General features: G+C 36.2%; 20 protein-coding genes. 6 read left to right on the top strand and 14 right to left on the bottom strand.

The genetic code is table 11. The features are described from left to right. Positions 1–279: 279 nt before the first annotated feature. The 4 genes from BUE24_RS12390 to BUE24_RS12375 are packed head-to-tail and all read right to left on the bottom strand — an operon-like array spanning position 280 to position 4,551. A complete protein-coding gene (locus BUE24_RS12390; RefSeq protein WP_073316343.1) occupies positions 280–1,101 on the bottom strand; it encodes an ABC transporter ATP-binding protein in 822 nt (273 codons plus the stop codon). Positions 1,102–1,116: 15 nt separating this feature from the next. After that, positions 1,117–1,980, bottom strand: a complete 864-nt coding sequence (locus BUE24_RS12385) for an ABC transporter ATP-binding protein (RefSeq protein ID WP_073316342.1) — start codon at positions 1,978–1,980, stop codon at positions 1,117–1,119. 10 nt (positions 1,981–1,990) lie between these two features. Next, positions 1,991–3,088 (bottom strand): ABC transporter permease, encoded by a 1,098-nt coding sequence (locus tag BUE24_RS12380; protein WP_073316341.1) that lies wholly within the window; start codon positions 3,086–3,088, stop codon positions 1,991–1,993. A 59-nt stretch (positions 3,089–3,147) separates the two neighbouring features. After that, the gene (locus tag BUE24_RS12375) at positions 3,148–4,551 is read right to left on the bottom strand and encodes a CmpA/NrtA family ABC transporter substrate-binding protein (protein ID WP_073316340.1); all 1,404 of its coding nucleotides are present in this window, start codon (positions 4,549–4,551) and stop codon (positions 3,148–3,150) included. Between the two features lie 381 nt (positions 4,552–4,932). Here BUE24_RS12375 and BUE24_RS12370 point away from each other — a divergent pair, with 381 nt between their 5' ends. Beyond that, complete coding sequence (locus BUE24_RS12370) at positions 4,933–5,760, top strand: type IV pili methyl-accepting chemotaxis transducer N-terminal domain-containing protein (RefSeq protein ID WP_084549509.1); 828 nt, start codon at positions 4,933–4,935, stop codon at positions 5,758–5,760. Positions 5,761–5,772: 12 nt separating this feature from the next. On the opposite strand, the gene BUE24_RS12365 is transcribed toward BUE24_RS12370, so the two are convergent. After that, complete coding sequence (locus BUE24_RS12365) at positions 5,773–6,462, bottom strand: response regulator (protein WP_073316338.1); 690 nt, start codon at positions 6,460–6,462, stop codon at positions 5,773–5,775. A gap of 252 nt (positions 6,463–6,714) precedes the next feature. Here BUE24_RS12365 and BUE24_RS12360 point away from each other — a divergent pair, with 252 nt between their 5' ends. The 5 genes from BUE24_RS12360 to BUE24_RS12340 all read left to right on the top strand — a co-directional run bounded on the left by BUE24_RS12360 (position 6,715) and on the right by BUE24_RS12340 (position 13,584). Beyond that, complete coding sequence (locus BUE24_RS12360) at positions 6,715–8,037, top strand: alginate export family protein (protein WP_073316337.1); 1,323 nt, start codon at positions 6,715–6,717, stop codon at positions 8,035–8,037. 163 nt (positions 8,038–8,200) lie between these two features. Next, on the top strand, positions 8,201–10,717 hold the full coding sequence (gene nirB, locus BUE24_RS12355) for a nitrite reductase large subunit NirB (RefSeq protein ID WP_073316336.1): 2,517 nt from the start codon (positions 8,201–8,203) through the stop codon (positions 10,715–10,717). A 10-nt stretch (positions 10,718–10,727) separates the two neighbouring features. Continuing rightward, complete coding sequence (gene nirD / locus BUE24_RS12350) at positions 10,728–11,105, top strand: nitrite reductase small subunit NirD (protein ID WP_073316335.1); 378 nt, start codon at positions 10,728–10,730, stop codon at positions 11,103–11,105. A 72-nt stretch (positions 11,106–11,177) separates the two neighbouring features. Continuing rightward, positions 11,178–11,762, top strand: coding sequence for a DUF4202 domain-containing protein (locus tag BUE24_RS12345; RefSeq protein WP_073316334.1), 585 nt, complete (start codon positions 11,178–11,180; stop codon positions 11,760–11,762). A gap of 7 nt (positions 11,763–11,769) precedes the next feature. Beyond that, on the top strand, positions 11,770–13,584 hold the full coding sequence (locus BUE24_RS12340) for a sensor histidine kinase (RefSeq protein ID WP_073316333.1): 1,815 nt from the start codon (positions 11,770–11,772) through the stop codon (positions 13,582–13,584). A gap of 19 nt (positions 13,585–13,603) precedes the next feature. On the opposite strand, the gene BUE24_RS12335 is transcribed toward BUE24_RS12340, so the two are convergent. From BUE24_RS12335 to BUE24_RS12295, 9 genes are all read right to left on the bottom strand, one after another. Then, on the bottom strand, positions 13,604–14,473 hold the full coding sequence (locus BUE24_RS12335; RefSeq protein WP_073316332.1) for a BadF/BadG/BcrA/BcrD ATPase family protein: 870 nt from the start codon (positions 14,471–14,473) through the stop codon (positions 13,604–13,606). A 73-nt stretch (positions 14,474–14,546) separates the two neighbouring features. After that, positions 14,547–15,548 carry a type I glyceraldehyde-3-phosphate dehydrogenase gene (gene gap / locus BUE24_RS12330; protein WP_073316331.1) on the bottom strand — a complete coding sequence of 334 codons (1,002 nt, stop codon included), beginning with the start codon at positions 15,546–15,548 and terminating at the stop codon, positions 14,547–14,549. 48 nt (positions 15,549–15,596) lie between these two features. Continuing rightward, positions 15,597–16,583, bottom strand: a complete 987-nt coding sequence (gene pfkA, locus BUE24_RS12325) for a 6-phosphofructokinase (protein WP_073316330.1) — start codon at positions 16,581–16,583, stop codon at positions 15,597–15,599. Between the two features lie 272 nt (positions 16,584–16,855). Further along, positions 16,856–18,238, bottom strand: coding sequence for an alpha-amylase family glycosyl hydrolase (locus BUE24_RS12320; protein WP_073316329.1), 1,383 nt, complete (start codon positions 18,236–18,238; stop codon positions 16,856–16,858). Positions 18,239–18,268: 30 nt separating this feature from the next. Further along, complete coding sequence (locus tag BUE24_RS12315; protein ID WP_073316328.1) at positions 18,269–20,125, bottom strand: glycoside hydrolase family 13 protein; 1,857 nt, start codon at positions 20,123–20,125, stop codon at positions 18,269–18,271. A 100-nt stretch (positions 20,126–20,225) separates the two neighbouring features. Next, positions 20,226–22,532: a glycoside hydrolase family 65 protein gene (locus tag BUE24_RS12310; protein ID WP_073316327.1), complete on the bottom strand. Its 2,307-nt coding sequence runs from the start codon at positions 22,530–22,532 to the stop codon at positions 20,226–20,228. A 15-nt stretch (positions 22,533–22,547) separates the two neighbouring features. Further along, positions 22,548–23,210 carry a beta-phosphoglucomutase gene (gene pgmB / locus BUE24_RS12305; protein WP_073316326.1) on the bottom strand — a complete coding sequence of 221 codons (663 nt, stop codon included), beginning with the start codon at positions 23,208–23,210 and terminating at the stop codon, positions 22,548–22,550. 12 nt (positions 23,211–23,222) lie between these two features. Beyond that, entirely contained in the window at positions 23,223–24,575 is a 1,353-nt protein-coding gene (locus BUE24_RS12300) for an MFS transporter (protein WP_073316325.1), read from the bottom strand. Positions 24,576–24,699: 124 nt separating this feature from the next. Next, positions 24,700–25,731, bottom strand: coding sequence for a LacI family DNA-binding transcriptional regulator (locus tag BUE24_RS12295; RefSeq protein WP_073316324.1), 1,032 nt, complete (start codon positions 25,729–25,731; stop codon positions 24,700–24,702). Between the last annotated feature and the right edge of the window lie 55 nt (positions 25,732–25,786).

The raw sequence follows: 25,786 nt of genomic DNA, 5'->3' as shown, positions 1-25,786 counted from the left end.
TTTGTTCTTTAAGGTTTCAACACTAAGTCTTAAAATATTTTTATGCTATCAGGGTAAAAAAAATAGTATAGCTATTATTGTCTATTTAATGCTATTTGGGGCGGGTTTTATATTAAGCCACACACAACCACTCATATCCAAAAAATATAAATGTGTACAGCTTCAAATACAAATATTTCCCCAATTCTATTCTAAATATACCAATAATACTTAAATAGTATAAGAAAGGGGGAAAAAATTAGTAAAAAAATAAGTAACGAATTTGTTAGTCGATCAATACTAGTGCTCCAAAAAGTTAATCAAATGTTCCCGATACTTGTAGTAATCAGGATGATCCAGAACATCTTTTCGCAAGCGAGGTCTTTCAAAATCAATTTCAAGAATATCACCCACCTTGGCTCTTGGCCCGCTTGTCATCATAATTACCCGATCTGCCAAAAATATGGATTCATCAACATCATGAGTAATCATAATAGCCGTTATCTTTTCTTGATTCCACACTTCTATAAGCACATCTTGCAGCTCTCCTCTAGTTAAAGAATCTAACATTCCAAAAGGTTCATCAAGTAATAACACCTTGGGTTTGATAGCAAATGCTCGAGCAATCCCAACACGTTGTTGCATTCCTTGAGATAACTCTTTTGCCTTTTTATGCATAGCATCTTCTAACCCCACTTTTGCCAGGTAATATTTAACAATATCATCCCGATCTTTTTTGCTCCCATGAGCAAAAACCTGCTTTACTCCTAGCATTACATTTTCGTAAGCGGTCATCCATGGTAAAAGACTTGGTGACTGAAAAATCACTCCTCGATCAGGACCAGGACCCCGAACAGTTTGATTATTAACCACTATAGTACCTCTAGAAATTGGATTTAAGCCCGCGATCATGGTAAGCAACGTAGATTTTCCACAACCAGAATGACCTATGATAGAGATGAACTCCTCATGTTTAATTTTAAGATCCAGATCATCCAATACCACATAGTCTCCTTTTGGAGTTGGATAAATCTTTGTAAGCTTTGATATATCCAACATATATTTGTCTTCAAACAGCCCATTATCTGTTCGTCTTATGCTATTTTTCTCTAGTGTTTCCATGCTACATTCTTTTGTTTAGCTAAAACTAATTTTACTGAAAGGCTTAAATCTAATCTTTGGACTGATATCTGGTAAGGTGTAAGTATTCTCTTTTTTAGAAGCTCTTTGCTCTCCTATTTGGATCAAATACTCCATGATACCATTTCGAAGTTTTTTATATTCTTCATTGTGATTTAAAGCGGTTTTATCTCTAGGGCGATCCAAATTGATTTTGTATTCTGGACCGAGGGTTGCTTTTGGACCAGGTTTTAACGGAATGATACGATCCGCCATCAAAATACCTTCGTCTACATCGTTTGTGATAAGTAGTGCGGTTTTTTTATCCTGATTCCAAATTTTTAGAATTTCCTGTTGCAGATTCCCTCTAGTTAGTGCATCCAAAGCACTTAACGGCTCATCCATAAGAATCACATCTGGACTCATTGATAAAGCTCTGGTAACAGAAACCCGTTGCCGCATTCCTCCAGAAAGTTCCTTTGGAAGTTTATTAATCGCCGGAGAAAGATTTACCATCTCTACATAATCCTCTACCCTTTTGGAGCGATCTTTTTTGGTCATCTTCTTAAACGCTTCTTTTACCGCCATCCCAACATTATTCCTCACATTTAACCAAGGAAGTAACGAGTAATTCTGAAAGATTACTCCGCGTTCGTGGCTTGGACCTGTAACTGGTTCTCCTTTGAACAGTACTTGTCCTTCGTCTGGCATCATTAATCCTGAAATCAAATTGATTAAAGTTGTCTTTCCACTTCCGGTAAATCCAACAATGGCAACAAACTCTCCTTCTTCTATTTCAAGATTAATATTAGACAGAACTTCTGTTCTATCTTTACCTGTACCAAATGATTTGGATACGTTTCTTAATTCTATATACGCCATAACAATAAGATTATGCGGTTTCTTCTGTAAATGTCACAAACTTCTGAATCGTCAACATTAGGCGATCCAACAAGAATCCAATGATCCCGATAACAAACATGGCTACGATAATCTTTGAATTAGAGTCGTTAGCCCCATTCTGGAACTCTTCCCAAACGAAAGATCCTAATCCAGGGCTTTGTGCCAATAATTCGATCGCAATAAGCACCATCCAAGCTACAGAAAGGGTGATACGTAGTCCTGTAAAAATCAGTGGAAAAGAAGACGGTAATATGATTTTAAAAACTTTTTGACCAACACTTAACTGTAACACTTTGGCTACATTGATATAGTCTTTATCTACCGATGACACTCCCATACTTGTATTGACCAGAGTTGCCCACATAGAACACAAGCCAACACTTATAAATGAAATAATAAAAGAACTATCAGAATCCGAATTCTTTGTTAGTGTTTTAACGATCATAAAGACCAACAACAACCATACTACAGGAGACACCGGCTTAAAAATCTGTATCAGCCAGTTTACTGAAGATCGTAATGTAGTGCTCAGTCCCAGCATAATACCAATAGGTACTGCAATCAAAAACGCTAACAAGAAACCAGCGAACACCGTTTTTAAGCTTGTAAAAATCTGATCCACAAAAGAAGGCCTACCCGTATATTTGATCGGCGCCAATCCTTGAGCTTTTCTCTTTGCGTTGGTGGCCGCTACTTTTTCAGAAAAAGCATCTTTTTTCTCTGAAATCACTCTATGATCTACCAATAAAGATTTATAAGCAGTCCATACCTGAGCGGGAGACGGTAATGTATTTGGCTGACAACTGATATCACCAGAATCTATACAGGTTTCCATTTCCAGAGCAGCCGCTTCTCCTCTATCTGCCAAAGCTTTCTCGATTCGGGCATCTTTTTCAACATTATATAAATACGTTGCTCCAGAGTGCCAAATAATAAGGAATAACCCAACAGACACTATAGGTAATAATACCTTTTTAAGCAGTGCAATTATATTTTTCTTGACCTCTTCTCCAGCAGCCAAACGTATTGCAGGTTCAAAAAAACCTAGTCCTACAAAATTCAGTATATGAATCGATTTATCTTTCATCCGTCTTATTTTTAATGTTTTCTTCTGAAGGAAAATAAAAAGAGCCGAAGCTCTTTTTATTACTGAACACTTGTTACTCCTTCACTGTTCTCTTTATTTCCTATTGAAAAGCTATTGATGTATCCTACCGGATCTTTGGCATCATACGTTTTACCATCTATAAAATCAGTAGTAGCTGGCTTATACCCATCTGTTTTTGGCAATTCTGAAGCTTCTAAATGCCCTTCTTCTACCAATAGATTTGCCGCTTTGGTCCAAATATCTGGTCTGTAGATTTCTTTTATTTTTTCGTGATACCACTCTGCAGGCTTACTTTCTGGTATTTGACCCCAACGTCTCATTTGTGTTAAGAACCAGATTCCATCAGAGTAAAAAGGATAGGTAGCATCATATCTGTAAAACACGTTGAAATCAGGCATTTGTCTTTTATCTCCTTTTTCGAACTCAAAAGTTCCTGTCATAGAATTTGCGAGTACCACTTCGTCTGCTCCTACATACTCTGGCATCGATAAAATTTTGACTGCTTCCTTGCGATTTCCAGGAGCATCTAACCACTTACCTGCTCTAATTAACGCCTTAGTTACAGCCACAGCTGTATTAGGATATTTTTCAATAAACTTTTTAGTCATTACAAAAACCTTTTCTGGGTTATTTTTCCAGATATCATAATTTGTAGTTACTGGCACTCCTATACCCTTGAAAACCGCTTGTTGGTTCCATGGCTCCCCTACGCAATATCCATAGATCGTTCCAGCTTCAAGAGTTGCTGGCATTTGTGGTGGTGGAGTAACAGAAAGCAATACATCTGCATCTATCTGTCCTTGTATATTATCTTTGGAATACATTCCTGGGTGAATCCCTGCAGCCGCCAACCAATAACGAATCTCGTAGTTATGTGTAGATACCGGAAATACCATTCCCATTTTAAATGGTTTTCCATCATTCTTATATCCATCGATTACAGGTTTTAACGCCTCTGCAGAAATAGGATGGATTGGTTTTCCGTCTTCACCAACGGGTACATTAGGCTTCATTTTTGACCAAACATCATTAGAAACTGTAATTCCATTTCCATTTAAGTCCATAGAAAACGGAGTTACCAATTCTGCTTGTCTTCCAAAGCCAGCTCCTGCAGCAATAGGCTGACCAGCAAGCATATGTGACCCATCTAATTGTCCATCTATTACACGATCCAAAACATTTTTCCAGTTAGATTGTGCCTCTACAGATACAAAAAGTCCCTCGTCTTCAAAGAACCCTTTTTCTTTGGCGATGGCTAATGGTGCCATATCCGTTAGTTTAATGAATCCAAATGTTAATTGAGGTTTCTCTATAAGTAATTCGGAAGAAGTTTCCTTTTCACTAGTATCACTAACTGCGATACTTTTTTCTTTTTTACCTCCGCATGCTACCATAAACATGGCTACAGCGAGCATCATAATATTGACATGTAATTTTTTCATAACTCTGTGTTTTGTAAAATTCGCTAATAGAACATTTCAAAACTAAGTATTATTACTTATTTAAAAGTAAATTTAATTTTAAAAAATAAGTATTTAACAAATTATTACGTATATATAAATTATCAATATCATTAATTACAGATTCAATAATTTTAACTTTGAAAAATTATGTATATTGAAATACGAAAACAAGAACAATCATTAAATTATTGTTAATAAGCTATTTACATAAAAATAATGCGGTTATCACATCAAGGTATCTGAAGATAAATTCCTAATTTGCCTCCAAATTCTGACAAAGACATCAGTATTTACTTACCTCAAACAAAATAAGTATTACTACTTAAAAAAAGCTATAACCCTTAAATTAAATTACTGCTTATGAAAACAAAAGTTTTATGTATTGTTCTGTTAATGACATTAATATCCCCATTGTTTCTTTTTTCTCAATCCCAAAATTTTGGATCGATTACTTACAATAAAGCCATTAACGTTTCCGGTAAACAGCGCATGCTCTCCCAAAAAATGTCCAAAGCATACTTACTCATTGCAAAGGGTATTGTTAATGAGAGTATTAAAAAGGAATTGAATTCAAGTAAATTTATATTTGAAAAACAGCTTTCCATTCTCAATCAAAATGCTACTGGATCGGCTGTAAAACTATCTATTAAGAATGTTCAAAAGATATGGACAGAATTTAAACCACTTATTGAGTCTGCTCCTAGTACTTCCACTTCTTTGCAGATTATGAATCTTAATACTAGATTATTGAAAGCTTGCCATGATCTGGTACTTAGTATAGAAGCCAGTTCAAATTATAGTAATCAATTTTTCAAGAACAAGAGCCAAGAGTTAACAAACACCATTAATGTATCTGGTAAACAGCGTATGCTTTCACAAAGATTATGCTTATATTATACTGGTCTTACCATGTTTGCCGATAAAAAGATAGAATTCAGAAGAACATTGACTTCTGTGTTTGATGAATTCGATAGTGTGATAGGAGATTTGTTAATTAGTAGTTATAATAATTCTGAAATTGAAGAAGAATTGGGATTAGTAATGTCTGTATGGGAAAAATTCCAATTAAATAAACGATCTTTTCTAGATGGTGGATTTCCTCTTGAAGAGGTATACAACACTACCAACGACCTAACCAAAAGTTTCAATAAAATTACAGGAACTTATGAAGTAATAGCGGGAAAATAAAATATGAAGTTTCTAAGAAATCAGACCATAAGATCTGGCCTTATTACTTAACTCAAGCACATTTTTGACTCCCATTTTTTTCATTAAATTAAATCGATGCACTTCTATAGTACGTTTACTAATATTAAGCTCTTCTGCAATATCTTTATTTGTTTTACCAGATACTGCCAGCTGCAGAATCTGGCGCTCTCTTTTGGTAAGTTCAAAAGGATTGTTATCGGCCTTCTCTGTAGTATTCGACGATGTTTCTCCTTCTTCTGCTGGAATCGCATCTACAATACCCTCAGATTTAATCTTTTTAACCAGAATAGAAGAGACATCACCGCTAAAGTACTTTTCACCACTGCTAACCACGGTAAGAGCCTTAAGGAACTCTTCTTTACTCGCTCCTTTCAACAAATATCCATCTGCTCCGGCATTAATAGATTGCAAAATGTATTCATCAGAGTCGTGCATAGATAACATAATAGTTTTGGTAGGTAATTCCTTCGACACCATTTGTTGCACCATATCAATACCCGACATTTCTGGCATTCGGATATCGCAGATGGCAATATCCGGTTGTAAGGAGTTAATTAGAGTAAGAGCTTCGGAGCCGTTGGCGGCCTCGCCAACCACTTCGTATAAATCCTCTTCTTCAAGGATGGCACGAATCCCATCTCTTACCATAAAATGGTCGTCTACTAAAACTATTTTAACCATAAACTTTGACTTATTTCTTTTACGCGTTTACCTCAATAAACGTAAAATCAAATATATGAATATTTCAAAAGTTGATACAAAAAATTAGAAAAATGAAAATTAAAAGTACGTATTTTTATCTAATAAAAACTCAAAAATTAAGTATTAATACTTAGTTTTACATTGTATTTTTAATGATAATATAATCCGCTAATAGAACTAACAGAACAACAATTGCATATCTTATATAGTATGCCAACAAAAACTATTCAAATGAAAAACAAATTATACTTTGCCTTATTATTATTCATTTTGGCAACAAAGGGGAAAGCACAAGAATTCAGTATCGACGCAGATATCAGACCTCGATTAGAATATTTAAATGGTTTTGGTACGTTAATTCCTGATGGTGTGGATGCCGGAACATTTGTACAACAACGTACTCGATTAAAACTAGGCTACAAACAAGAAAAATTCTCTGCCTTTGTTAGTGTGCAAGATGTGAGTATCTGGGGAGATACTCCACAAATTGCGCCTACCGATGGTAATGATAGCTTCTCATTGGCACAAGCCTGGATTGATTTTAAATTCGGAAAAGGATGGTCTACCAAACTAGGAAGACAAGCCTTATCCTATGATGATCAACGAATCTTTGGAGGATTGGATTGGGCAATGCAAGGTCGATTCCATGATGCGGCCTTATTAAAATACGCCAATGACAAAGGGCTAAAACTAGATATAGGTCTTGCGTTTAACCAAAATGGTGTGAGAACACAAACTACCCTATTTGATCCTAATAATGGAGGAAATGTAAGAGCGGTATTCGATTACAAAGGAATGATCTATGCCTGGTTGCATAAGGACTGGGAGAAATTCTCTGGAAGTTTGTTAATTGCTAATAACTCTTACCAAAATCTAGATCCTAATGATGGACAAACACCTGTAGATGGTACGGTACGCAGACAAACTTTTGGTACCCATTTGGTAGCCAAACCTGCAAAAGGATTTTCTATTGCTGCCAATATCTATGGACAAACAGGAGATTTTACCGAAGATATTGAGTTATCTGCTTATAATGCATTATTAGAACTTACCTATAAGCCAGGAAAAACATTATTCGGACTTGGGTTTGAAACCTTGAGTGGAGATGAAAATGGAGGAACCGATGGAAAAATAGAATCTTTCTTTCCAATTTTTGGTACCAACCACAAGTTCAATGGGTATATGGATTACTTCTTTGTAGGGAATCATGCCAATAATGTAGGATTGAATGATCTCTACGGAAAAACAGTGATCAAAACCGGAGAAAAATCAAGTCTTTTGATCAAAGCTCACTATTTTGCAGCTGCAGAAAGTTTGGGTGAAGGAATTGATGACTACCTGGGAACAGAAGTAGATCTGGTATACACTCAAAAAGTACTTCCTTTTGCTACTTTGAAGATAGGATACTCTCATATGTTTGCTTCAGACTCAATGGAAATCCTAAAAGGTGTAGCTGATCCCGCTAGCACGCAAAACTGGGCATGGGCAATGCTAGTTGTAAAACCAAACTTATTAAAGTGGAGCCCTAAACCTGCTGCTCCCGAAAACTTATAAATTTTCAAGTTTGTTACAGTTTCCAGTCCCTGTCAAAAAATATTTTTGGCAGGGATTGGTGTTTATTTTTTTGGAATTTTCAAATTTACCTACGGATAATTACGTAATTCCTACTAATAAAATACGTATTAATACTTAATTTTGATCTTTAAATACGTAATTTATGAAGAAGGTAGTAGTTATAGGTAATGGAATGGTTGGTTATAAGTTTTGCGAAAAATTTGTAGCCTCTGAAAATTACAGTGATTTTCAACTAACCGTTTTTGGAGAAGAACCCAGAAGAGCTTACGATCGTGTACATTTAAGCGAGTATTATGCTGGAAAAACCGAAGAAGATCTAAGTATGTCTTCTGCTACCTGGTATAAAGAACATCACATTGATCTTCATATTTCTGAAATGATCACTGAAATCAACCGGGAAGAAAAAACGGTCGCCAATCATAGAGGAGAAAAATACGCTTATGATTATTTGATTTTAGCTACAGGCTCTTCAGCTTTTGTACCTCCAATCCCAGGAGTAGAAAAAGAAGGAGTATTTGTATATCGTACTATCGAAGACCTTGAAGCCATTGCGGCGTACACCAAAAAACTTAAATCAGAAGGAAAAACACAAGCCGCGGTTCTTGGCGGTGGTTTATTAGGTTTAGAAGCTGCAAATGCTGTAAAAGAACTTGGTTTGGACGCACATGTGGTAGAGTTTGCTCCTAGATTGATGCCCAGACAGCTTGATCAGGGAGGAAGCGATATGTTACAAGCCAAAATTGAAGAACTTGGGTTAGAAGTGCATCTAAACAAACAAACCGAATATATTAAAGGAGAAAAGGCTATTGAAGGTCTCAAATATATCGATGGTACCGAACTCGATGTAGACATGTTAGTCATTTCTGCAGGAATTCGCCCAAGAGACGAGTTAGCCAAAGAATGTCAACTCGAGACGGGTATCAGAGGCGGTGTGATTGTCGATAACACCATGAAAACCTCTGATGATAATATTTTTGCCATTGGTGAAGTAGCTTTATACAATAATATGATATACGGACTGGTAGCACCTGGATACGACATGGCAGATGTGGCAGTATCTCATATCACTTCGGATACAAAGAAATACATGGCCGATCATATCGATATGTCTACTCAGTTAAAATTGATCGGGACCGAAGTAGCAAGTTTTGGTGATGCCTTATCCGAAAATGAAGATATTGACACTATTGTTTACGAAAACAAACGCAAAGGGGTCTATAAAAGAATAAATGTATCTCAAGATGGCACTCATTTGTTGGGAGGTATTCTGGTCGGAGATTCTTCAGATTATAATGCTTTATTTCAGATATACAATACGGCAATGGCTCTTCCTGAAAATCCGGAGGATTTGATTCTAGGTAGTCGTGGCGGAGATGGAGATTCTTTGCTAGGAGATGTTATGGATTTACCAGATGATGCGCAGATTTGTTCATGCGAAAGTGTAAGCAAAGGTGCTATCTGCGGAGCTATACAAGATGGAAGCTGTAATGATCTAGGAGATGTTATTTCTTGTACAAAAGCAGGAACCGGATGTGGTGGATGTAAGCCTATGGTAAAAGACCTAGTAGACGCTACTTTAAAATCTCTGGGTAAAGAAGTAAAAGATACGATCTGTGAACATTTTGAATATAATCGACAAGAACTGTATGACATTATTAAACTAAAAGGATACAGAAAATACGACGAAGTACTCGATCATATTGGAAAAGGTGATGGATGTGAAACTTGTAAACCAGTGATTGCCTCTATTATGGCAAGTATTTATGCAGATACAGCCAACGAAGAAGCACCTATTCAAGATTCTAATGATCGATTTTTAGCAAATATCCAAAGGAACGGTACATATTCTGTAGTACCAAGGATTCCAGGAGGAGAAATTACTCCCGAAAAATTAATCGTACTGGGAGAAGTCGGAAAGAAATATGAGCTATACACCAAAATTACAGGTGGACAACGCGTTGACTTTTTTGGTGCGCGTTTGGATCAATTGCCTAAAATATGGAAAGATCTTATCGATCATGGTTTCGAAAGCGGACACGCCTACGGGAAATCATTGAGAACGATAAAAAGTTGTGTAGGATCTACCTGGTGTCGATATGGGATGGATGAAAGCGTAAGCTTTGCTATCGAATTAGAAGAGCGTTACAAAGGCCTTAGGTCGCCACACAAATTAAAAGGTGGAGTTTCGGGTTGTATTCGAGAATGTGCAGAGGCCCGTTGTAAAGATTTTGGAGTAATAGCTGTAGAAGGGGGATGGAATTTATATGTGTGTGGTAATGGTGGTGCTAATCCAAAGCATGCCGAATTATTGGCAGAACAAATCGATAACGAAACTGTGATCAAATACTTGGATCGTTTTTTAATGTTCTATATCCGAACGGCAGCACCATTGCAACGAACCGCAAAATGGCTGGATAAATTAGAAGGAGGTATTGAATATCTAAAACAAGTAGTAATTGAAGACTCTCTAAGTTTGGCAGAAGACCTGGAAAAAGAAATGAGTGGATTGGTAGGCTCTTTTCAATGTGAATGGACACAAGCCATACAAGATGAAGAAATTATGAAACGCTTCAATCACTTTGTAAATAGCGAAGAAACTGATGATAACCTGGTTTTTGTTCCTTTAAGAGATCAAAAAATGCCTGAGCCCTGGAAATAAAAAAAGTATCATGGAAGAAATTTTAGAAATCTATAAAACCACCACTGTCAACGAAGTCGCGGTTTGGTTCAAAGCAGCCAAAGTAAGCGATTTTCCTAAAAACGGAGGTGCATGTATCAAATACAACAACAAACAAATAGCCGTATTCAATTTTGAAAGAAAGCAAGAATGGTATGCTTGCCAAAATGTTTGCCCTCACAAAATGGAAATGGTATTGAGCAGAGGAATGATCGGGGATCAAGGTGGCGTTCCCAAAGTAGCCTGCCCCATGCATAAAAAGACATTTTCTTTGGAAAGTGGTGAAAATCTAAATGGAGATTTGGAACCTATTGCTACCTATCCAGTAAAAATAGAAGATGGCTTTGTTTATATTGGCTTTTCAGAATAAAGATATTGGGGAACAATGCTTGTTTAATTCAGAAAAAACATAAATTTGTTTGTAGTATAACACATCACTTTTATGCCGACCAATAAATTAACCGAAGCACTTTCTCTATTTGATGAAGCCAATGCCAAAGACCCTAACCAGGAAGAGGTAAATGGACAATGGGTTGCCAAAGAACTAATCTATGGACAACGTATGTCCACCACCTTGGATAGCTTTGATCCTAATGCTTCTGAAGCGCTACAATTAGCAGCTAGAGCACAACACATCTGCAGATGGGAAATTCCCAGAAACAGCTACCCTATGGATCGTGTTGGATATTTGAAATGGAGAGAGGAACTTAAGAAATTTCATGCAGAAAAGGCTTCTCAAGTTTTAACCAAAGTAGGTTATGATGAAGAAGTCATAGAAAGAGTTTCTTTTTTACTTCAAAAGAAAAAACTCAAGAAAGATGAAGGTACTCAAACCCTGGAAGATGTGATTTGCCTGGTATTCTTATCCTATTATTATGAGGATTTTATGGTAAAGCACTCTAATGAAAAGGTAATCGATATTTTACAAAAAACGTGGCGAAAGATGTCTGACAAAGGCCATGAAGCCGCATTAAAACTATCATATTCAGAAAAAGCCTTAGCTTTGGTTAAACAAGCTATAGCCTAATTTACCGTTGAAACGAGATTCTTTAGATCATCAAACTTTTAATCGCCTAAGTAAAATTTATATTATTGCTCTAGGAGCGATAGCTTTGTTTACAATTGGAGGGCAATTTTTTATTCAACAGTATCTCAACTCGCAGATCGATGATTCAAGAATCATCAATATCTCAGGAAGACAGAGAATGTTGAGTCAGAAGTTGACCAAAGAGGCGTTGATACTCTCTAATATAGAAGAGTCCAACTCTAGAAGCGAACATATCAAGAATCTAGAATCTACTCTTGAACTCTGGCGACAATCTCATGAAATACTGACACAGTATAATGCATCTGTGACCAAAAAAAATACCGACAGTACCGAAATTGAAAGAATGTTCGCTCGTTTACAGCCTTCGTTTGAGACCATTTATATCAATAGCATACAAGCCATTGATCTTGCTAGAAAAGATTCGATACAACCTGATCAATTCACAAATCACCTCAATGCTATTGTTACTAACGAGCCCCTCTTTTTAGAGCAAATGGATGCTATTGTGTTTAAATATGAAAAAGAAGCTCAACAAAAAGTATCCAGTCTTAAGCGAATTGAATATATCTTGTTCGGTTTCATTATTTTCATCCTTATCTCAGAATTTTTCTTGTTATTCAGGCCAACCACATTTAGCATAAAAAATACCATTTCAAAACTTTTGCAATCTCAAAAAAAATCTGAAGAGATGGCTTCCAGAGCAGAGGAATTGAGAAAAAATCAAGAGAAGAATGTACAAGAGTTAATTTCTCTTACCAAAGCCATTGATCAAACCTTACTCTATGCTCGAACGGATGAATCAGGTATGGTCAAAAATATAGGGAATCGCTTTGCCAAACTTTTACGCGTCGAACAAGATAGTTCGCAGAAAAACTTAGCAGATCTTATTGGACTAAATGAAGTGCAAAAAAATAGATTATTACGGCTTATAGCTCAAAATAAAGGAGGTGTCTTCAATGAAGAATTTGAATTCGAAACCTACAACCAACAAAAAATCTGGTTAGATGTTTCCATACTTACCGTCTTTAAGGAATCTGGAAATTCTGAACGATTGGTATTATGCTCTGATATTTCAAAAAGAAAAGAAGCTCAAATTGAAATTGAAAGGCTTAACGCGTCCCGCTATAAAGAAAAAGAAGAACTTCAAAAATCGAATGCCAGTCAAATCGTAGAGGCACAAGAAGAAGAACGAAAAAGAATTGCAAAAGAAATCCATGACAGCATCGGGCAAATGCTAACAGCTCTTAAACTGAATATTGAGTCTATCAATCTATCTAATATTGAAAAATCTGAGCAAAAAATTGAAGGACTAAAACAATTATCAAATGATCTGATTCAGGGAATCAGAATGGCCACTTTTAACCTTACTCCCCCAGAGTTGAAGGATTATGGCATCCCTACTGCCCTACAAAAAATGGCGAAAGAGCTTTCTAAACTTACTGGTAAGAACATTATTTTTGAAAACCCTTCTAACTTTGATCAACGATTTGACACCTTAGTAGAAACCAATTTATATAGGGTTACTCAAGAAGCAGTCAATAATGCTATTAAGTATGCTAACTCTGAATTTGTAATGATTAACCTCAATCATTCTGAAGCCCTATTGAGTATTACCATTGATGATAATGGAAAAGGATTTGACATCAGCAAAGTACCTACAAAACCAGTGAACAACGCTGAAGGAGGTATGGGCCTATTTTTTATGAAAGAACGCATGAATTATATCAATGGCCGCATTTTCTTAAACTCTATCCCAGGTCAAGGAACCAGAGTTACCCTCAACTACCCTATTTCATTATAATAGAAAAGTAATACTCTTTCTATACTTTATCTGTTTTGGTTTTGATCACTTCGTTGCGATAATAATCGATAATCCCATCAATCGGTCTTCTTACAATATTACCTACGGTAAGATGGTAAGGCCATACCGCAGCACGAATAATATCTTCACTAAAATGTGCTATAGAGCCAATAAAATGAATAGGTACATTTTGAGCTTCAGGGAAACACAATACTCTATTCTCTACAAACTCCTGAATACCTTCGGTAAGCACCTTGTAAAAGTATCCATTACGTTCGCTGGTAAAAATAAACTCTGCAAAAGACGCCAAATAGGTATTTGGATTTTCTCTTTTATATAAGTTCTCTTTGATCGCATCAGAAGACAAGTCAAAACGTTTCTCAAACTCTGCAGCAACTTCTGGAGGCATTCTTTTGTAATAGTAATCCCTAATCAACTTTTTTCCAAAATAATTACCACTAGCCTCATCCATAAGGATATATCCTAAAGAATCCACAGACATATGGATATCATCCCCATCATAATAACAACTATTAGAACCCGTACCCAAAATACAAACAATACCTGGTTCTGTAGTAGCCGCATAGACCGCAGCCACCATATCTTCTTTAACAACAACTTCTGCATTAACAAAAAATTCTTCAAACACTTTTTTGAGCATAGCCGCTGGTTTTACAGTACCGCAACCGGCTCCATAAAAATGCACCGTATCAACTTTTTCTTTATTAGAAGAAAGTTCTTTATTACTTCGAATTCTTTTTTCGAGAAGAGATTTTTCGAATACAGCTGGATTCAACCCTTCTGTTCGGGTTTTAAAAACAATTTCTCCGGATCCATCTAGCAGAATCCAATCGCATTTAGTAGAACCTCCGTCGGCTAATAAAATCATTTTGAAAATTTATTTGTTGTTAGCAAGAAAATAATGCCCCAAAAATTGGTTTGGGGCATGAAAATATTATGTCCTATAGGTTACCTACGTGAGTAGACAAGTCTACTAATTTTGTAGAATACCCATATTCGTTGTCATACCAAGACACCAATTTGAAGAAATTATCATTAAGCGCAATTCCTGCATTAGCATCAAAAACAGACGTTTGTGATTCTCCCACAAAATCTTGAGAAACAACATCTTCGTCTGTATATCCTAAAATACCTTTTAGTTCATTTTCTGAAGCCTTTTTTACTACAGCTTTCAATTCGTCGTAAGACACTGCCTTTTTAGTTTTTACCGTAAGATCCACTACAGAAACATCTGCAGTTGGCACTCTAAATGCCATTCCGGTTAACTTTCCTTGAAGCGCTGGAATTACTTTGGTTACGGCAACTGCAGCTCCTGTGGTAGAAGGAATGATGTTATTTAAAGCACTACGACCTAATCTATAATTCTTTCTTGAAGGAGTATCTACTGTAGACTGTGTCGCAGTAGAAGCGTGAACTGTAGTCATTAGTCCTTCTTCAATTCCGAAATTATCGTCAATAACTTTGGCTAACGGTGCTAAACAATTGGTGGTACAAGAAGCATTAGATACAATAGTATCAGAATCTTTTACGTCGTTATGATTTACTCCCATTACAAACATAGGAGCATCTTTTGAAGGTGCTGAAATCACAACTTTCTTCGCTCCTGCTTTAAGGTGAGCATCTGCCGTTCCCAGCGTAGTAAATATTCCTGTACAATCCATAACTACATCAACTCCAACTGCATCCCATTTCAAATCTTCCGGATTGCGTTCTGCTGTTACACGGATTTCTTTTCCATTTACAACAAGGTTTCCATTTTTCACCTCAATTGTTCCATCAAATTTACCATGAACAGAATCATATTCTAATAAGTAAGCCAAATGGTCTACGTCTAGTAAATCATTTATGGCTACAATCTCTACGTTATCTCGCTTAGAAGCTATTCTAAAAGCAATTCTTCCAATTCTTCCGAAACCGTTAATTCCAATTTTTAACGTACTCATATCTAATAATTTAGTTGTTTTAATTTTGATTTAAATGTGGTTATATAGTTACACCGAAGTGATATCTGCTACTTTAATTAGTCCATCATGTTTGTGAAGCCTTTTATCCAATGCTGTGGTCAACGGAACAATAGTCACTTGCTTGTGTACAATTCCTATCATGACTTCACTTTTACCTTCTAGTAAGGCTTCTACGGCACCTACCCCTAGTTTACTGGCAAGTACTCTATCATAACAACTTGGTGCTCCTCCTCTTTGGATATGCCCTAAAACCGAAACTCTTACTTCGTACTCTTCAAGGTTTTCTTCTACATACTCCCCGAGTTCGAAAATATTTTTTCCAGATTTGTCTCCTTCGGCTACAACGATGATACTAGAAGTTTTTCCAGTCTTTTTACTTTTCTTAAGGGATTCTATTAATCGATCTACCCCCATATCTTCCTCGGGAATAAGGATTTCTTCTGCTCCAGCACCTATACCTGCATTAAGAGCGATATCTCCAGCATCTCTTCCCATCACTTCAATAAGAAATAAACGATTATGAGAACTTGCCGTATCACGAATTTTATCAATGGCTTCTACTACGGTATTCAATGCTGTGTCATATCCAATCGTATAATCAGTACCGTTGATATCATTATCGATAGTTCCAGGAATACCTACTACAGGAAAATTAAACTCTTCAGACAATTTAAGCGCTCCGGTAAAACTTCCGTCTCCGCCAATTACTACAAGAGCATCTATATTATTCTTTACCAGATTGTCATACGCTTTTTGTCTTCCTTCTACAGTTCTGAATGCTGCAGATCGCGCCGATTTCAGGAAAGTTCCTCCTTTATTAATAATGTTTCGTACCGAACGTGCATTCAGCTCTTCAATTTCATTATGAATTAATCCCTCATATCCTTTATAGATACCAAAACAATTGATCTGGTAAAAGCTACAAGAACGGACCACTGCACGAATGGCTGCATTCATTCCGGGAGCGTCTCCTCCCGAAGTTAATACTGCGATATTTTTAACCTTTTTTGTCATTACAGCCAAAACTATCGTTAATGACCATAATAACCTAATTTGCTAAAAAACTAAAACGTTTTCGGTTAATAAATTCAGTATTTACCGACAATAAAGAGGATATTTTAACACATTTTCAGGAATATCGTTAAGATTAAAGTAATATATCAAAGTGGATCGTTTTTTACTATTATTTTGATCTATAGACCTTAACTTTTGTTCAAAAATGTATAAATAACAAAAAACGGTCTGTAAAAACAGACCGTTTGATAAATTAACACTTCGTTTTTTGATTACTCTTGAATCAAAATTAAATATTGCCAGGCATTCAGTTCATATTTTTGGTCTGCCGTTGCTTCCATAGATTCTCCAGAGAAGTAGTCTTTGAATTTACCCACATAATCCGAGGTAAATGAAACAGACTCTTTGGTCATATTTGCTACAAATACAACTTTGTTACCATCCTTTTCTCTTGCAAAAGCTAACACTTTTTTATCATCAGAGGTATTAATTCTGGTATAGGATGCAGCCTCTTTCCCTCCATGTAATGCAGGATTGGTATTCTTAAGCTTTCCTAGTTTCTCATATAATGGAAAGAATTTCCCCTTCTTTTTAATAATGGTATCTTTTTCAAAAAAGAGTAACCTTTTATCCATATCATATTCTTGACCCGAATAGATCAAAGGCATACCTGGTGCAACATACGAAAGTGCTGCAAACAGTTCTTTGGCATCTCCCATTCTTTCATCTACAGTACCATTCCAGGAATTCTCATCATGGTTGGAAGTAAAGTTCATCAAAATATCATCTTCTTCATACAAAGAGTCAATTTGCGCCATTCTTTTATCCCATTCTTTGGCATCTGCTTTTCCTTGTGCAATATCATTCATCTTATGGTGTGTATCCCATCCGTATCCCATGTCAAAGGCGTTGTTCAATAATTCAGGTTCCCAACCTTCTGCCAACATAAATACAGGTTTGATTTTCTTTAGCTCAGTTACTGTTTTTTCCCAAAAATCTACAGGCACCATTCCTGCTACGTCACATCGGAAGCCATCTACGCCTTCCTCTTTTACCCAATACATCATATCCTTTCTCATCTGTTCACGCATCTCCTGATTGTCATAATTGAGATCAGCAACATCTGTCCAGTCCGTATCTACTGTATGAGTAATATTTCCTTCTTTATCTTTGGTATAGTAATCCGGGTGTTCTTTTAACCATACGTGATCCCATCCCGTATGATTAGCTACCCAATCTAAAATCACATAAATACCATTATCATGTGCTGTTTTTACCAAATCTCTAAAATCTTCTAAAGTTCCAAATTCTGGATTTACTTTGGTGTAATCAGAAATCGCATAATAACTTCCTAAAGGCCCTTTGCTTTTGGTAGTAGAAATAGGGTAAATAGGCATTACCCAAAGCACTTTTACTCCTAATTGCTTCAATACAGGAATATCTTTGGTAAATGCTTTAAACGATCCTTCTTCAGAATATTGACGAATATTAGCTTCATATATCACCGCGTTCTCCATCATTGCATTATCTACTGGAGGAAGTTCTTGTTTTACTTCTTCTTTTACTTCGGTTTTGGCTACTACTGTCTCCTTTTTTTCCTTTCCGCAGGAAAACAATACTCCCAGGGTGATTAAACTTATTACTAGTTTTTTCATTATCTCTTTAATTCTATTAGGTTTATTCTTTTATTTCAACTCTAGTATCATGGATTTTTTAGCCTGAATATTAAAATCCTCAGTAATATCAATATTGTTATCGGTAATAATATCGGTCCCAGTTTTGAAAGCTTGTATTCCTTCCTTAAATCTGTTTACATTGATATTCTGATCCTTGGTACTATTATTTATAATGACCATGATGGTTTGCTCCTTATTGTATCTGAAATACACATATACATTATCGAATGGGATAAACTGAAGTAATTGTCCATTATGAATGGCAGAAGCATTTTTACGCCAGTTCAATACTTTTTTGGTAAATGAATGAAAAGCTTCCTGATCTTTGGTTCTTCCTATATTTTGATCCGTTGGCAAAAAGGCATTTTGTTGATCGCCCTCCCAGCCTCCTGGAAAATCTCTGCGTATATCACCATCCCCTTTTTTATCACGATTTCCTAACATTCCGATTTCATCTCCATAATAAATCTGCGGAATACCTCGTGTGGTAAATACCAAGGTCATGGCCATTTTATACTTATCAATATCTCCTTGATAGATCTCATTGATTCTATTGGTATCGTGATTACCTGCAAACAACAGAATATTATTAATGTCTGGATATAAAAAGTCATTTGTAAAATTCTCATAAGCTCTGATCATACCTTTGTCCCAAGCGCCTTCATCTTCATCAAACACTACCATTAGTGCATCGTGCAGGGTAAAGTCCATTACCGACGGTAAATATGAATTAAAGCCATTAATTGCTCCAATTTTACTGTCTTTTTGCCAATACGCAATCTGAGCCTGGTTATGCATCCAAACCTCACCTACAATATTAAAATTAGGATACTCTTCCATAATTGCTTTGGTCCATTGTGCAATACCGTCTTTATCATTGTAAGAATAGGTATCTACTCTAAACCCATCAAGATCTGCATACTCTATCCACCAAATAGCATTTTGTGTAATGTAGTTAAGCAGTAAAGGATTACTTTGATTCATATCCGGCATCGTGGTATCAAACCAGCCATCCATACAGCCTTTAGCATCAACTTGAGCAGCATTCTTATCAAACTGCGTAGTCATTCGATAATTACTTCTTCTGAAACCTTCTGGCCATTGGTGAATCCAATCTTTGGTTGGCAAATCTTGAATCATCCAGTGTTTCGATCCCCAATGATTGGTAACATAATCCATAATTAGTTTCATATCCTGCTTATGCATTTCTGAAGCCAAGCGTTTATAATCCTCATTTGTACCGTATCTTGGATCAATTTTATACAGATCACTTTGCGCATAAGTATGATATGAGTACACGGGTTCGTTGTCCTCCAACAAAGGAGTACTCCACAAAGCCGTCGCTCCAAGATCTTTGAGGTAATCCAAATGATCAATTACCCCCTGTAAATCTCCCCCATGGCGCCCACCTGGATTTGATCGATCTGCCTTCTCAACAGTATCTGGATGAGAATCATTCTTGGAATCTCCATTAGCAAATCGATCTGGCATGATCAAATACATAACATCACTACTATCAAAGCCTTTTCGATCTTTGGAGTTTTCTCTTCTTTGTTTCAATTCATAAGGTTGAGAAAACACAGTATTATTGTTTTCTTTAAAATCTATAGAAAAAGTAGTCGGTTGTACTCCTTTTGTATCTATAGTAACAAATACATAATTCGGATTCTCTGTCTTTTTAACCTCTGTTATTGTGAGCCCCTCTATCTGTATATCATATTTAGAAATGTCTTTTCCGTAACACACTAATTGTAGTTGGTCAAGATGCATTCCACTCCACCAAAAAGGAGGTTCTATTTTGTCTATTTGTCCGTAAGTAATTGAAAACAATAAACAAGAGCATAGAACTAGTACTATATTCTTCATTGTTTTAAGTTTTTAAAATGATTAAGGTAATTGGTTAGAGACAAACACCCCAAAAACCAAAGCTCTTGAGGTGTTTTTATATTCAATCAATTGGTATTGATTACACCGTTATTAAACTATCTGGGGAAATGGTAAATTCTTTACCACCCACACAAATAGTCAATTCCTGATTTCCTTCTAAAGTAAAAGATGTCCCTTCTTGAGAAACACTTACTTTTAAGATTTGATTTCTGAAGTTCACATTAAAAGTATATCCTTTCCACTCTTTAGGAATTCTTGGAGTAAAAGAAAGCTTATCCTCCTTAATTCTTAATCCTCCAAAACCTTCAACAATACTCATCCAGGTTCCCGCCATGCTAGTAATATGTAGTCCTTCTTCTACTTCTTTATTGTAATCATCAAGGTCTAGTCTGGATGTACGCAAGTAAAATGTATATGCCTGATCCATTCTATCCAGATAAGCCGCTATTATACTGTGAACACAAGGAGACAAAGAAGATTCGTGAACCGTATATGGTTCATAAAAATCAAAGTGTTTTGCCATTTCTTCTTTAGTAAACTTATCCTCAAACATATACATCCCTTGTAACGTATCCGCTTGTTTGATATAAGGAGAACGTAAAATTCTATCCCAACTCCAATATTGATTTATTGGTCGCTGAGAAGCATCTAGATTGGATACTGTGATAAGTTCCTTATCCAAGAATCCATCTTGCTGTAAAAATACCTGATGCTTTTCTGAGTAAGGGAAATACATATGCTCTGCTACTTTCAACATTCCATCAATTTCTTCCTGATGCAAATTCGTAGCCTCTATAATCCTTTTGTAGTCTACAGCATATTCTCCTTTTACTTTATTGAGGTTTTCTATACAATACTCGATACACCATTTGGCTAAATAGTTTGTATACCAGTTATTGTTGATGTTATTTTCGTACTCGTTTGGACCGGTTACTCCCAAAATAACATATTTCTCCTTCTCCTCAGAAAACGTTGCTCTCTGATGCCAAAAACGTGCTACACCTATCATTACTTCCAATCCTTTTTCTGGGATGTAACTGTAATCTCCTGTGTATCGCACATAATTGTAAATAGCGAAAGTCATTGCGCCATTTCTATGGATTTCTTCGAACGTAATTTCCCATTCGTTATGGCACTCTTCTCCATTCATGGTCACCATCGGGTACAAGGCTGCACCATTGGTAAATCCAAGTTTTTCTGCATTTTCTATTGCTTTATTCAAATGATGGTAACGATAGGTAAGCAGATTTCTGGCCACCATCTGATCTTTGGTAGCCATATAAAATGGAAGACAATACGCTTCGGTATCCCAATAGGTACTTCCTCCATATTTTTCGCCTGTAAACCCTTTTGGACCAATATTTAATCTAGGATCTTTTCCTAAATAGGTTTGGTTTAGCTGAAATATATTAAAACGAATCCCTTGTTGTGCTTTTACATCTCCTTCAATAACAATATCTGCCATTTCCCAAATCTTGGACCAGGCTTTCTTTTGCAAATCTAATAAAGCATCAAAACCAGATTCTGAAGCTTGCTTCAGCACCGTTGCACTGGCTGAGACCAGATCTTCGTTTTTATGATTTAAGGATACTGTATATCCTCCAAATTTCACCAGATGTGTACTTTGTCCCTTGGCTACCTGAGCTTCATAAGACAATCTTACAGAGGTACCACTAGTTTCAGCTTTAGGACTAGCATCTACTTGTTCGTTGGCAACAAACAACTGATTTAACATTCCTGTACACACATGAAATTCTGTTTTCATGGTCTTTGATAGAATATAAGCGGTATTGCCATTATGAGACAAGTCATAGGTATCCCAAAACTTATCATCCCAATTGGTATCTTCATTAGTAATCCCAGCATCCAAATATGGTGTAAATACCACTTTAGCTTCTTGATTGATTGGGGTTACCTTATAACGAATAGCACCCACCTCATCTAGATCCAGACTAAGAAATCGTGTTGCTTTTACTTCTATTTCTGTGCCATTAGCAAGTACTGCGGTAAATGAGCGCTGGTACCATCCTTCTTTCATGTTAAGTTCTCTCCTGAAATTGGTAACAGACTTACATTGGTGTAGGTCCAGTTTTTCTCCATTCACCTCGACATCAATACCGATCCAGTTGGGTGCATTAAGCACTTTTGCAAAATACTCTGGGTACCCATTCTTCCACCATCCTACTCGGGTTTTGTCTGGATAATATACCCCGGCAATATAGCTTCCTTGGAAAGTGGGACCTGTATAAGTTTCTTCAAAATTTGCTCGTTGTCCCATAGCACCATTTCCGATACTAAAAAGGCTTTCTGAGGATTTAACTCGTTCTACATCAAATCCTTCTTCAATAATCGACCAGTTATCTGGTTTTATATAATCCTGATTCATCTTCTTCTAAAATTGTTAAACTTTTTCGGTAGTTAGTAATGTATCCAAAAACTCTTCTTTGATTTCGGTGAAGTCTTTGAAAACGTAATCTGCCTCATGAAGCACTTTGGCATCTCCGATTCCAATGCTGATCATATTGGCAATATTTGCAGCTTGTACACCTGCAACAGAATCTTCGAAAACCACACAATCCTCTGGAGCAATGTCTAAAGCTTTTGCACCGATCAAAAACACTTCTGGATCTGGTTTAGCTTTGGATACATCTGTACCATCTACGATAGTATTAAATTTATTGGTTAGTTCTACTTTGTCTAAAATTATTCGTGCATTTTTGCTTGCTGAACCTAAAGCAATTGCTTGAGTTTTTGAAATCAAATAATTAAGTATTCTTGGGACATCTGGCAAAATTTCTGAGGTATCCATCCTGGAAATATAGGTTAGGTACTCCTCATTCTTTTCAGCCATTAATCTTGTAAATTCTTCTTCTGAAATGGTCTTATTCCCCCATTCTAAAATTTTTTCTAAAGATCGTACTCGGCTAACTCCTTTTAGTTGTTCATTTTGTTCTTCAGAAAAAGAAATACTTAGGCTATTGGCTAGATTTTGCCAGGCTAAAAAATGATATTTTGCTGTATCAACAATAACACCATCCAAATCAAAAATAAATGCTTTCTTCATGTTTCTTTTATCTTAGCTTTTATTTAAAATTACTTTATCATCTACATCTTTTACTCTATTCACCAACAAGGCTGCTATAATAAAGGACACTCCACTTATTACCAAGGCGTACATGGCATTACCATTATAAAAGTATTTCACTAATGGGCCTCCTATTAATGCATTTACTATTTGAGGTAATACAATGAAGAAATTAAAGATCCCCATATACACTCCCATCTTTCTCGCTGGGATCGCTCCCGCCAAAATAGCATAAGGCATTGCCAAAATACTGGCCCAGGCAAATCCAATTCCGATCATAGGAATGATCAATAACATTTCGTTAGAAATGAAATACATGGATATGAAGCTGACACCTCCTATAACTAAGCATACAGAATGTGTAAGCTTTCTTCCTATTTTTAAGGCTATTGCAGGTAAGAAAAAAGCGAAAATTGCAGAAACCGCATTGTATACACCAAATAAGAAACCTACCCAGTCTCCGGCATCTTGATAAGCTTTACTACTATGATCTTCTATAGGTAATCCATATACATGATGTGCTATAGCCGGAGTAGAAAAGACCCACATCCCAAATAATGCAAACCAGGAAAAGAATTGCACCCAACTCAATTGTTTCATGGTCAAAGGCATTTTTCTGAAATCAGAAAAGATATTTAGTAAAGAAGACGTTTCTTCCGGCTTCTCATTATCAGATTCTTCTTCAAAAGCTTTGAGTTCTTCTGGCGTATACTCTTTGGTAGTAAAAACTGTTACCAAAATACTCCCGATTAGAACAATTGCTCCTATAATAAAGGACAGTAATAAATGAAAAGGTACTTTTCCGACCTCGGCAACATTAGAAATCCCAAACCAGTTTACAAATGCATAGGGTAACCACGACCCAATTACAGCTCCAAAACCGATAAGTGCCGTCTGAACGCTGAACCCAAGTGTTCTTTGATCCGATGGCAAATTATCTGCTACTAATGCTCTAAAAGGTTCCATAGCAACATTGAACGAAGCGTCCATGATCATTAGCATTCCTGCTCCTACCCATAAGGCTGGCATAAAGGCTGTAAACATGTCGGCATTAGGCATAAGTAATAGTCCTAAAGATGCCAAGACAGCTCCAGTAAGAAAATAAGGTCTTCTGCGACCTAATCTGGTCCATGTCTTATCGCTGTAATATCCTATTATGGGTTGAACGATTAATCCCGTCAGAGGAGCAACAATCCAAAACCAGGACAGCTCATGTACATCAGCACCAAAAATCTGTAAAATTCTACTGGCGTTTGCATTTTGAAGAGCAAAACCCATTTGTATCCCTAGGAAACCGAAACTCATGTTCCAGATTTCCCAGAAACTTAATTTACGCTTGTTCATTAAGTGAATATTTAATTATTACACTGATAAGCGCAAGACTTATCAAAACTTATTTAAATGTAGAAAGTGAAAATATAAGTTCTGATAGGCTCCAAAGATATTACATTTTTTTAATTATAAATCGTTAGTCATTACTTTTTTTTGTGGATGTTCTCTGGACCAAACTCGTATCAATAATTACCGTTCGGTACTCCTCTGTCATGGTTTCATCTCCTTCTAACTTATCTATTAACAGCTTGGCCGCTCGTATCCCCATGTCTTCTCCGTGTTGACTAATTGTAGTTAAACTTGGTATAAAATGTTTTGAAAGAATCCCATCTGTAAATCCTATAACAGCTACATCATTTGGGACATTCTTACCTTGCGCATGTAATACTTTGATTGCCGAAACTGCAAATAGTTCATTCACCGCAAAGACCGCATCCACCTCTTTATTTTCAAGAAAATCGTGAATTTCAGATTCACAATTATCAATATCCTCTATCTTCAACACAAGCTCTTCATTTTCTTCAATGTCATATGCTCTGAGAGCCCTTAAGTACCCATTTGTTCTTAGCTTACCTACGCTTATGTAGTCTACTGTAGTTAAGATGGCAATTTTCTTACACCCTAATGAGAGTAAATGATTTGTGGCTGTTTGCGCTCCTTTGGCATCATCTATAATCACTTTATCACATACCACTTCATCAATAATTCTATCAAAGAGTACCACTGGCATCCCTTGACTCATCGTTTCTTCTATATGGTGATAATCTTTTTTGAGTTGGGTTTCTTTGGCTACCGATAGGATAAAACCATCTGCACTACCACTGGCCAACATTTCCATATTGATAACCTCTTTATCAAAAGAATTATTAGAAGAACATATAATTACGTTATACCCTTTTTCATTAGCCACTTTTTCAACTCCTCCAATTACTGTTGTAAAAAAGTGATGCACAATTTCAGGAATGATAACTCCAATGGTTTTAGTTTTTCTGTTCTTAAGACTTAATGCAATGTTGTTTGGTTTGTAGTTATACAGCTTGGCGAAAGCTTTTACCTTTTGACGAGTGTCCAAACTAATTTCCACACTGTCTTTTAGGGCTTTGGACACTGTAGAAATGGAAACATCCAGTTCTTTTGCAATTTGTTTTAGTGTAACTTTTTGTTTCATTGTTTTTGTTTTTTGTTAGCGTTTATTTCCCCTTTAAAATGATCCCAATCCATTT

Origin of the sequence: Aquimarina spongiae, assembly GCF_900141785.1 — a bacterium.
Classification (GTDB): Bacteria; Bacteroidota; Bacteroidia; order Flavobacteriales; family Flavobacteriaceae; genus Aquimarina; species Aquimarina spongiae.
This window is presented reverse-complemented; position numbering and strand designations above follow the sequence as displayed.

Excerpts from the sequence above, each read along its gene's own strand:
- BUE24_RS12390 (WP_073316343.1), bottom strand. The coding sequence starts at position 1,101 with ATGGAAACACTAGAGAAAAATAGCATAAGACGAACAGATAATGGGCTG.
- BUE24_RS12385 (WP_073316342.1), bottom strand. The coding sequence starts at position 1,980 with ATGGCGTATATAGAATTAAGAAACGTATCCAAATCATTTGGTACAGGT.
- BUE24_RS12380 (WP_073316341.1), bottom strand. The coding sequence starts at position 3,088 with ATGAAAGATAAATCGATTCATATACTGAATTTTGTAGGACTAGGTTTT.
- BUE24_RS12375 (WP_073316340.1), bottom strand. The coding sequence starts at position 4,551 with ATGAAAAAATTACATGTCAATATTATGATGCTCGCTGTAGCCATGTTT.
- BUE24_RS12370 (WP_084549509.1), top strand. The coding sequence starts at position 4,933 with ATGAAAACAAAAGTTTTATGTATTGTTCTGTTAATGACATTAATATCC.
- BUE24_RS12365 (WP_073316338.1), bottom strand. The coding sequence starts at position 6,462 with ATGGTTAAAATAGTTTTAGTAGACGACCATTTTATGGTAAGAGATGGG.
- BUE24_RS12360 (WP_073316337.1), top strand. The coding sequence starts at position 6,715 with ATGAAAAACAAATTATACTTTGCCTTATTATTATTCATTTTGGCAACA.
- nirB (WP_073316336.1), top strand. The coding sequence starts at position 8,201 with ATGAAGAAGGTAGTAGTTATAGGTAATGGAATGGTTGGTTATAAGTTT.
- nirD (WP_073316335.1), top strand. The coding sequence starts at position 10,728 with ATGGAAGAAATTTTAGAAATCTATAAAACCACCACTGTCAACGAAGTC.
- BUE24_RS12345 (WP_073316334.1), top strand. The coding sequence starts at position 11,178 with ATGCCGACCAATAAATTAACCGAAGCACTTTCTCTATTTGATGAAGCC.
- BUE24_RS12335 (WP_073316332.1), bottom strand. The coding sequence starts at position 14,473 with ATGATTTTATTAGCCGACGGAGGTTCTACTAAATGCGATTGGATTCTG.
- gap (WP_073316331.1), bottom strand. The coding sequence starts at position 15,548 with ATGAGTACGTTAAAAATTGGAATTAACGGTTTCGGAAGAATTGGAAGA.
- pfkA (WP_073316330.1), bottom strand. The coding sequence starts at position 16,583 with ATGACAAAAAAGGTTAAAAATATCGCAGTATTAACTTCGGGAGGAGAC.
- BUE24_RS12320 (WP_073316329.1), bottom strand. The coding sequence starts at position 18,238 with ATGAAAAAACTAGTAATAAGTTTAATCACCCTGGGAGTATTGTTTTCC.
- BUE24_RS12315 (WP_073316328.1), bottom strand. The coding sequence starts at position 20,125 with ATGAAGAATATAGTACTAGTTCTATGCTCTTGTTTATTGTTTTCAATT.
- BUE24_RS12310 (WP_073316327.1), bottom strand. The coding sequence starts at position 22,532 with ATGAATCAGGATTATATAAAACCAGATAACTGGTCGATTATTGAAGAA.
- pgmB (WP_073316326.1), bottom strand. The coding sequence starts at position 23,210 with ATGAAGAAAGCATTTATTTTTGATTTGGATGGTGTTATTGTTGATACA.
- BUE24_RS12300 (WP_073316325.1), bottom strand. The coding sequence starts at position 24,575 with ATGAACAAGCGTAAATTAAGTTTCTGGGAAATCTGGAACATGAGTTTC.
- BUE24_RS12295 (WP_073316324.1), bottom strand. The coding sequence starts at position 25,731 with ATGAAACAAAAAGTTACACTAAAACAAATTGCAAAAGAACTGGATGTT.